This is a genomic window from Piscirickettsia salmonis LF-89 = ATCC VR-1361 (assembly GCF_000297215.2).
In the GTDB taxonomy this organism is placed as follows: domain Bacteria; phylum Pseudomonadota; class Gammaproteobacteria; order Piscirickettsiales; family Piscirickettsiaceae; genus Piscirickettsia; species Piscirickettsia salmonis.
Window position 1 is genome coordinate 1 of record NZ_AMFF02000112.1, and the last position, 1776, is coordinate 1776.

Here is a 1776-nt window from a genome sequence, read left to right on the forward strand (position 1 = left end):
AAGCAACGCTTGTCAGTAATCATGAAGCACCACAAAGCCCTAGCGACCATGCAGCTCATTAAGTTCTAACAGGAGCAGTCCGTCTATAATCAGGTTTTAAGCCTATTTTTAGCTGCTTTATCGATTATTGGCACCTGCACTTCGAATACTGGGAGTAATTTTTAGTCGAATTATCACAATTTCACAATATGGCTGATTTTCAGAGTATTGTATTACCTAAGCGCGAACGTGAGAATCCTTACCCCGATTGAACAGCACCTTCTTCTTCTGACGAGCTTAAGATATTTTGGATTGCTTCATAAAGCGTGTCTTCATCACCATCAACAGAAACCCATTCGCCATGAAATCGGCCAGCGTTATAATCTGAAAGTGAAGCGATATAAACGGAAGGTTGGTAATTACTCATATTATCTCCTAGTTGGACTCTGTAAGAGGGCCATCCCTCCTACATCTCTATAATACCAAAACCATGAAAAAATGCAACTATAATTAACGTTTGTTTATTATAAAATAGGTTGATTAATGGAATTAGAATGCAAAATATCAATTAAAAATACGAAATGATTTACAATTAAAACAACAAAATAATGCAGCTATTATTTGCAATTATTATTGCAAATAATAACACGGTATGAGATAATTATGTCATAGGTAAAAAAGAGGCTTTTTTTATATGCTTAGATATGGTTTGCGACAAAACAAAAATGGCACCTGCTATATTAACGTGATGCGTGACGTGGGAAAAATAGACAGCAATGGCAACAGGAAACAAAACTACGAACAAGCCACTAAGATAAAGTTGCCTGCCTCAGTGAGTGAGTACCCTACGAAGCTTGACAAGTCACACATACAAAACCTCTCTGCCGATGAAATTACAGCACTAGAAAATTGGTATAGTAGTGTATTATTTGCAGCAACAGAGTTAGAGTCGCCTGTTAAAAATCTAAAATCTGACGTTTACCATACCGATGAAAAATTTCTTGATACAATTAATGAACTCGCCACTGCTGCACGTAAACATAAAATCGAATTTATACCCAAGCAAGTCATGCTTGAAGCTTTGCTTGATGCAGCTAAAAAAACAGAGCATGCGATTGAAAAGAAAACAGGTAAGAAACTAGGGCTTTTATCAAAAGCGGGGATTGATTCCAGACCTTCTGGACTGATAAAGAAACTCGATGAGAAGAGCCGTATGCTCTTTAAATGCATCTATGATCTCCCCTGTGGTACACAAGAAGCACTCAGGCAATTTAACGCTATAGCGCAACGTTATGGCCGCCGTAACAACATGACTAGAGAATTACTGAGAAAAATAGCAAAGCCTAAAAAAGATGAATTTTCACCTACAGTAAAAAAATGGATGTTCTCAATTGCCATCGACCTATTGCATGAAAATGACATTAACCCTCTATCCATCGCCGAAACAGAAAGTATTGCCTATTATTTTGCATTGCAACGACAGCAAGAGGGCGTTAATGCAACAGAGTGTGTGTTTCTTTTTAAAACTCGATTTCAACCGACTGAAGAACAGCTTGTGATTGGTACTAAAGCAATAGAAAACCTCTATGAAGAGACAGCTACAGCTTAAAGGATTAATAATGTCAGACAATACAAAACCATCAAAAAGAGGGCACTGTTGCAAAAAATTTAGATTTGAGTAGGGTGTAGCAATCAACGAAGTTAAGGTGAATTGCAGTGCTAAAACGTAAACGATTTAAGAAGAATTAAGAAGAATCACCCTTTAAATAGGAGCATTATTCCGGTGAGATTATTCTT

The 1776-nt window shown here is 37.0% G+C and carries 2 protein-coding genes; one reads left to right on the forward strand and one right to left on the reverse strand.

Annotated elements, in window-relative coordinates:
• Positions 1–238: 238 nt before the first annotated feature.
• On the reverse strand, positions 239–406 hold the full coding sequence (locus tag C200_RS15060) for an antirestriction protein ArdA (RefSeq protein ID WP_080750129.1): 168 nt from the start codon (positions 404–406) through the stop codon (positions 239–241).
• A gap of 267 nt (positions 407–673) precedes the next feature.
• On the opposite strand from C200_RS15060, the gene C200_RS10995 reads away from it, so the two are divergent.
• Positions 674–1588, forward strand: a complete 915-nt coding sequence (locus C200_RS10995) for a hypothetical protein (protein ID WP_016212158.1) — start codon at positions 674–676, stop codon at positions 1586–1588.
• Positions 1589–1776: the final 188 nt, after the last annotated feature.